The organism is Paraburkholderia podalyriae, from assembly GCF_014397785.1.
Taxonomy (GTDB): Bacteria; Pseudomonadota; Gammaproteobacteria; order Burkholderiales; family Burkholderiaceae; genus Paraburkholderia; species Paraburkholderia podalyriae.
Window position 1 is genome coordinate 1 of the sequence record NZ_VZQQ01000140.1, and the last position, 6,037, is coordinate 6,037.

The following is a 6,037-nucleotide window of genomic DNA, read 5'->3' on the forward strand; positions in this document are numbered from 1 at the left end:
CAGGGGTGGGCAGGCGGGTGCAAGCAGGGGCGCAAGAATGGGTGCATCACGCGGCGGCCTCCGGTTCGGTCGGCGTTGGTTTCGTGAGGGTCGCCGGAAACAGCGAAAGACGCAAGCCGACCAGCGCGTGCAGCGCATCGCGCAACTGACGGGCCGAGGTCTGCGAGGTCTCGGTCGGCGCCGCGGCATTGGCGAGCCCCTGCGCGGTGACGCGCGCGACGGCCACGTCGATCAACGACATCAGGCTGTCCGGCACCGGCTCGCGGTGGCGTCGATCGATGCAGCTCTCGTAGTATGCACGCACTCCATCGAGAACATGGTCGATCGCGCCGGCCGTTTCGCCGCCGAGCTTGCGTGTGAGGCGGCGCAGGTCCAGCGCGTTGAACCCGATGCGCAGATCGCGGAAGCTCTCGATCGACGGATGGCGGTAATCGTCGGTGGCCGCGAGGCGCGGGATCAATTGCATCAGCCGGTCGAGCATGCGTGCAGCGAGATTGCGCGGATCTTCGATCGGCCGCGTCGACGCGGTCAGCGCGACGTCGGCCCAACTCGAGCGCAACAGGCGCGCCGCGGCCAGCTCGGCGCCGAATGGGCGCGTTGCACGGGTCCACAAGTATGCATAGAGCAGGCCGGAGAGGCCCGCGAGGTTGGCGTTCAGGAACGTCAGGAAGTTCGCGTCGTACGCGTCCTGAATGCTGATGAAGGTGGCCGTGTTCACCGCGACCAGCACCGTCACCATGTTGAACTGCGGGCGCGGAATCAGCGTGCCGACCAGAATGAACGGCGCGGCGAACAGGATCACCAGCATCGGGAAGTCGTGCACCTGCGGCAGCACGACGAACAGATAGAGACCCGCGGCCACGACGGCGACGCCAGTCGCGAGGAAGAAGCGGAACACGAACGGCGCGGGTTCGTCGAGCGCGGCGAAGAAGCAGCAGGCGACCGCCGCGAGCGTGACCGCGCTCGCGCCGTCGTTCCAGCCCGAGCCGATCCACAGCGCGCACGCGAGCACCACAGCCGCGGCCGCCGACACGGTCGCGAACAGCATCATGCCGCGATCGTAGAAGCGCTCGGTGCCGCCGAGTCGCCAGTGACGGAAATGCGGCCGCCACGAACCTTCCTCGCGCGTGATGATGATGCGCAGCGAGCGGCAGTCTTGCCACACGTCGATCACTTGTCCCAGGCGCCACAGTGCATTCGACAGCAGCGCGCCGTCCCAATGCGTGAGCGCGGCGGCGGGCGGGTGCATCGCGGCGATGCGCGCGCGCAGCGCGTTGGCGGTCTCGTCCGCGTGATAACCCTCGCTCGGCGCGGGCAGCGGTTGGTTGAACCACTTGATGACGTCGTCGATCAGCGTCTGAAGTCCTTCGGGCCAGTGCTGCGGGCCGTTGTTGTAGAGCGCGAGCAGCGGATCGGCCAGCGACGACATGATCGGCAGCAGCAACTGCATGCGGCCGCGCAGCTCATGCGCGCGCGCGAGCACGTCGGGGCGCGTGTGATCGTAGGCGAGCTGGCTCAGCAGCAACTCGAGACCGTTTATCGTGCTCGCGAGCCGTTGCCGCGCGCCGGAAATCGCCGAGCTCGCGATCCGGCCCGACAGCGTTTCGGTCGCGTAGAACGCGGCATCGCGAAACCATTCGTCGGTGCGCTCGATGATGGTCGGCGCGAGCCGGCTCGGAAACACCGCGCTGCCGACGATACTCGCGCACACGATGCCGAGAATGATCTCCTCGGTCCGGCTCACGGCGAGATCGAAGACGCCGGTCGGATTCGTCACCGACGGCAGCGCGATGATCGGCATCGTATAGGCCGCCAGCATGAACACGTAGCTGCGCGCGGTGCGGTCCGACACCGCGAGGTAGAGCATCGTGCCGGTCCACGCCGCGACGACCATGCTGAACAGGTACGGCGATTCGACGAACGGCGGCACCAGCAGCACCGCGCCCGACGCGCCGAGCGCGGTACCCAGCGCACGATAGATCGCTTTCGAGCGGGTCGCGCCGACGAACGGGTTCGACACGATGTAGACGGTGGCCATCGCCCAATACGGCCGCGGCAGTTCGAACGCGAGGCCGATGTAGAGCGCGAGCATGGCCGCGGCGAAAGTCTTGACGGAGAACAGCCAGTCGCGGAGAGTGGGATAGACCATGAGCCGTTACGCGGAATCGGCGTTGTGCGGCGCGGTGGCTCGCGCGCCGCGTTTGGTGGACTTGCGCGCCTTGACGGTGCCGCGCGATTTACTGGCCGTTTTAGCAGCGCCTTTGCCGCTCGTCCGTTTGCCTTTGCTCGCAAGCGTCTCGCTTTTGGCGGGCTCGCGCTTCGCCGACGAGGTGCGCTTCGTCTCCTCGTGCCTGACCGATTCCGGGCGCACGGGCCGCGCGCGTTTGTGCCGCGCGTCGCGCTCGACGCTTCCCGGTTCGGCGCGTCCGGCGGCATCGGTCGTGAATGCGTGAAGCACGCGCAGGGCGGCTTCGAGATCGTCGCGCGATACGCCTTTGAGCGCCCGCGCACGCAGCGTGACCAGTTCCTCTTCCATCTTCGCTGTGACGGCGCGGCCTTCGTCAGTCAGTACGACAGTTTTGGCGCGACGATCTTCGGGATCTTCGTCGCGGCGCATCAGGCCGGCCACGCACAACTGGTCGAGCAGCCGCACGAGCGATGGCCCCTCGATGCCGACGTGATCGGCGAGCGTGACCTGACGCACCGCCGAGCCGAGCCGGCTGGCGGTCAGAAGCGGCGTCGCGCACGCTTCGGAGACGTTGAAGGCCGCGAGCACGCCATGACTCGTGCGCCGCCACTTTCGGGCGGCGACGACCAGCGTGCTGCTGACAGTGCGGCGCAGCGCATCGAGATTCGACATGGCCGGTATTGTATTTCCAAAATATTCGTTAGCAAGCTATTCAATTGGAAATACTTGATTCACGCGACCAGGCAGATCTGCACCGTGAGCGCCGATGCCTTCTTCGCTGAAGATGCGCGCGGCGCCGCCCGCCTGCATCGCGATGCCATACGCGTTGCACTCGCGCGACGAGAAGTGGCGCTACAGCGTGTGTAATGAAGAGCCCGGTCTGCCCGTCGTCGAGGCCTTTGAGTAAGAGTTGCAACGCGAGGGTGGTTTTACCTGTGCGTGGCTCGTGAGACCGCCGCCCAGGATGTCGTCGATTCCTTCGACGCCCGACGATAAGCGGGCGGGGTAGGGGCGGCGGGTGTGGTTCGCGGCTTTATGCGCATCGGCATGAAGCATGCGTGCTGGATGCGAGGCTCGCTGCCAGCCTTTTTCAGGCAGCACTTTGAAAGCTTCACGCACAACATGAAAACCTGTCGACTCTCCGCTACCGCGTTCATCGTGGCATCGCTCGTTGCGCTGCTGTCGGTCAGCGCATCCGCCGACGATAGCCCCAGACCTTGCGCGGCGCTCAAACGAATCGTGGCCGCGGCGCCGGATGGCTTCGCCTCGCTCACGCCCGACGACGGCAAAGGCGTCGCGCAACCCTATGGCGACGACGCTCAATGTTCAGGCGCGCATCGCAGTTTCCAGTGCACGTGGACGCCGCATCAGGCGGTGGGCTCGGACGCGGACGCACTGGAAGCGGTCGCGGCCGACATCGCGTCGTGTCTGCCCGACGCGACGCACGATCAGAATTCGCCGGGACGTCAGCACTTTTATCTGGGCGCGAAGAATCAGCGCACCGAGATCACGCTGACGCCAGCGGGGTCCAATAGGTTGCGGCTCGTGGTGTCGGGCAGGTAAGCGGCGGTTCCGCTCAGGTGGTGGCGGTCGGCCACCAGGTCCAGCCGCGTCGCGAGTGGCGTAACTCAACGATCGACAGCGGCGCGATCTCGATGCGATAGAACACGGCTGGCGATGCGCCGAGGGCGTGCACAATTGCCGCGCGCAGGAGCGGCATGTGTGTGATTGCGACAATCGTTCGATGGTGCGCCGAGGCAGCGAAGCCTGCTTCGTTGACGGCATTGTATGAACGCACGTCCGCTTGCTGCGCGTCGAGCCATTCTCCAATCCGTCGCACGAGTTGACCGAATGATTCGCCGCCGGGCGGCGCGGCGTCGGCTTCGCGTGTCCACGCGGCGAGCTCGCAGGGCGTTTCGTCGGCAATGTCCGCGAGACGCTGGCCGCGCCATTTGCCGTAGTCGATATCCGCCAATGCGTCGGCCGCCGTGGCGCTCAGACCGAGCGCCACGGCGGTATCGCGCGCGCAGGACGCAGGGCTGGTGAACATGGCAGCGTCGGCCGGAAGCGCGAGGCGTGCGCGCGCCGCTTCGGCTTCGGCGCGGCCGCGCGCGTCGAGCGGATCGTCGGCGGGGAAGCGGCCCGCGCGCTGCGCGGCCGTTGCCGCATGGCTCACCAGTAGTAGTCGCGTATCCATTCGTTGCCTTTGCGACGCATTCGCACTTGCCTGCGTGGCTTCATCGGCTCGCAGCGCGCGTTGCCCGGTAGCCCTCGCCGTCGCGAAAGCCGCAGTTTAGCGCGTAGAATAGTGGCGCTGCGAAGCACGGAAGCCGGTGAGAGCCCGGCGCGGTCGCGCCACTGTAATCGGCATTGCAATCCACAACAGCCGAAAGCCAGACCTGAGCTTCGCACCATTCCTCTGCAATCGACTTTCGGGGCGCGTCACCCCCAGGAGATGTTCATCATGACCGAAGCTGTCTTCAATGCCGCCGCGCAACCGGCGGCCGAGCCCACTCCCATTCCTTTGCGCGAACTATTACCGTGGGTAGTGTTCGGCGGTTTGCTGCTGTTGCTTGCGCTTTACTTCGTTGGTGCGGAAGAGGGTGCGACGTCGCTCGTGCCCGGCATGTACGTGCATGAGTTCGTGCACGACGGCCGCCATCTGCTCGGCTTTCCCTGCCACTAACGGAGCTCGACATGGTAGGTAAATTGTTGGTGCGCGGAATGCTCGCGGGCATCGTCGCGGGCTTGCTCACGTTCGCGTTCGCGCGAATCGTCGGCGAACCGCAGGTCGATCAGGCCATTTCATTCGAAGCAAAAGCGGCCGCCGCGCGCGGCGAGGCGGCCGAGCCCGAAATCGTGAGCCGTGAGACGCAGGCAGGTCTCGGCCTGCTGACTGGTGTCGTCACTTATGGCGCGGCATTCGGCGGTCTGTTCTCGCTGGTGTTTGCTTATTCGTATGGACGGGCGGGCACCTTGAGCGTGCGCGCTCTGTCCGCGTGGCTCGCGCTCGGTGCGTTCATTGCGCTCGTGATCGTGCCGAATCTTAAGTATCCGGCCAATCCGCCGTCGGTGGGTGATCCGGAGACGATTGGCACGCGCACGGGCCTGTTCTTTCTGATGATCGCGATTTCGCTCGCGACGATGGTGTTTTCGCTGAAGGTGAGGCGTCGCGCGGCGGCGAAACTGGGCGCGTGGAACGGTTCGATCGTTGCGGGGCTCCTGTTCGTCGTGATCATCGCGGCCGTACAACTGTCGATGCCGGTCCTCAATGAAGTGCCGGCCGCGTTCCCGGCTGTGCTGCTGTGGAAGTTCCGCGTCGCGGCGATCGGCATGCAGGTGATCACGTGGACGACGATCGGGTTGCTGTTCGGCGCGATGGTCGAGCGCAGCGCTTTTATGCGCACGAATGCGCGTGTGACGATGAAGTCGGTCTGAATGGGAGCGCGAAGCGCGGCCGCGCTTCGCGCGCAACGCGCGAGAACGGTTTTGCGTCAAGTACTTGGCGCGGTTGTGGAGTGGTTATCCACAGGCTTGCGAACATTTTCTGTGGAAAAGCTGCTGAGCGACTTTTCGCAACGCCACTCTTCTCATCCCTTTCGCGCGACGAGCGGGCAAATTAACTCGGATGTCTAAGCAATTGGAATCTCGCGCGAGGTTGCTCAATTTTTAAGCTCTTCAACTTTTTAAAATAAAAGGTGAGAAGGGTATTGACGGGACATGGACCGCTCTCCATAATCTCGCTTCTCTGCTGCAGATGCAGCGACGCAAACGAAGCGGTGCCGGTGGTTGTGGTGCAGGTGCTGCGGGTTGGGCGGAACGATCTTTAAAAACTAACAGCCGATAAGT

The 6,037-nt window shown here is 64.9% G+C and carries 7 protein-coding genes and 1 pseudogene; 4 read left to right on the forward strand and 4 right to left on the reverse strand.

The window, feature by feature from the left end:
- Window positions 1-46: 46 nt before the first annotated feature.
- Both F6X42_RS41420 and F6X42_RS41425 read right to left on the reverse strand, forming a co-directional pair.
- On the reverse strand, window positions 47-2,149 hold the full coding sequence (locus tag F6X42_RS41420; RefSeq protein WP_187639552.1) for an FUSC family protein: 2,103 nt from the start codon (window positions 2,147-2,149) through the stop codon (window positions 47-49).
- A 6-nt stretch (window positions 2,150-2,155) separates the two neighbouring features.
- A complete protein-coding gene (locus tag F6X42_RS41425; protein WP_187639553.1) occupies window positions 2,156-2,860 on the reverse strand; it encodes a MarR family winged helix-turn-helix transcriptional regulator in 705 nt (234 codons plus the stop codon).
- 94 nt (window positions 2,861-2,954) lie between these two features.
- On the opposite strand from F6X42_RS41425, the gene F6X42_RS41430 reads away from it, so the two are divergent.
- Entirely contained in the window at window positions 2,955-3,095 is a 141-nt protein-coding gene (locus F6X42_RS41430) for a hypothetical protein (protein ID WP_187639554.1), read from the forward strand.
- On the opposite strand, the pseudogene F6X42_RS45005 reads toward F6X42_RS41430, so the two are convergent.
- Window positions 3,051-3,244, reverse strand: a pseudogene (locus F6X42_RS45005) (hypothetical protein); the annotation flags it as partial. The gene F6X42_RS41430 and the pseudogene F6X42_RS45005 overlap by 45 nt on opposite strands.
- A gap of 66 nt (window positions 3,245-3,310) precedes the next feature.
- Between F6X42_RS45005 and F6X42_RS41435 the strand changes: the two are divergent.
- Window positions 3,311-3,751, forward strand: a complete 441-nt coding sequence (locus F6X42_RS41435) for a hypothetical protein (protein ID WP_187639558.1) — start codon at window positions 3,311-3,313, stop codon at window positions 3,749-3,751.
- Window positions 3,752-3,764: 13 nt separating this feature from the next.
- Here F6X42_RS41435 and F6X42_RS41440 read toward each other — a convergent pair whose 3' ends face one another.
- On the reverse strand, window positions 3,765-4,385 hold the full coding sequence (locus F6X42_RS41440; RefSeq protein ID WP_187639555.1) for a histidine phosphatase family protein: 621 nt from the start codon (window positions 4,383-4,385) through the stop codon (window positions 3,765-3,767).
- A 267-nt stretch (window positions 4,386-4,652) separates the two neighbouring features.
- Between F6X42_RS41440 and F6X42_RS41445 the strand changes: the two genes are divergently transcribed.
- Together F6X42_RS41445 and F6X42_RS41450 are read left to right on the forward strand one after the other, a co-directional pair.
- Window positions 4,653-4,874, forward strand: a complete 222-nt coding sequence (locus F6X42_RS41445) for a CbtB domain-containing protein (RefSeq protein ID WP_187639556.1) — start codon at window positions 4,653-4,655, stop codon at window positions 4,872-4,874.
- An 11-nt stretch (window positions 4,875-4,885) separates the two neighbouring features.
- The gene (locus tag F6X42_RS41450; protein ID WP_187639557.1) at window positions 4,886-5,626 is read left to right on the forward strand and encodes a CbtA family protein; all 741 of its coding nucleotides are present in this window, start codon (window positions 4,886-4,888) and stop codon (window positions 5,624-5,626) included.
- The last annotated feature ends 411 nt before the right edge of the window (window positions 5,627-6,037 follow it).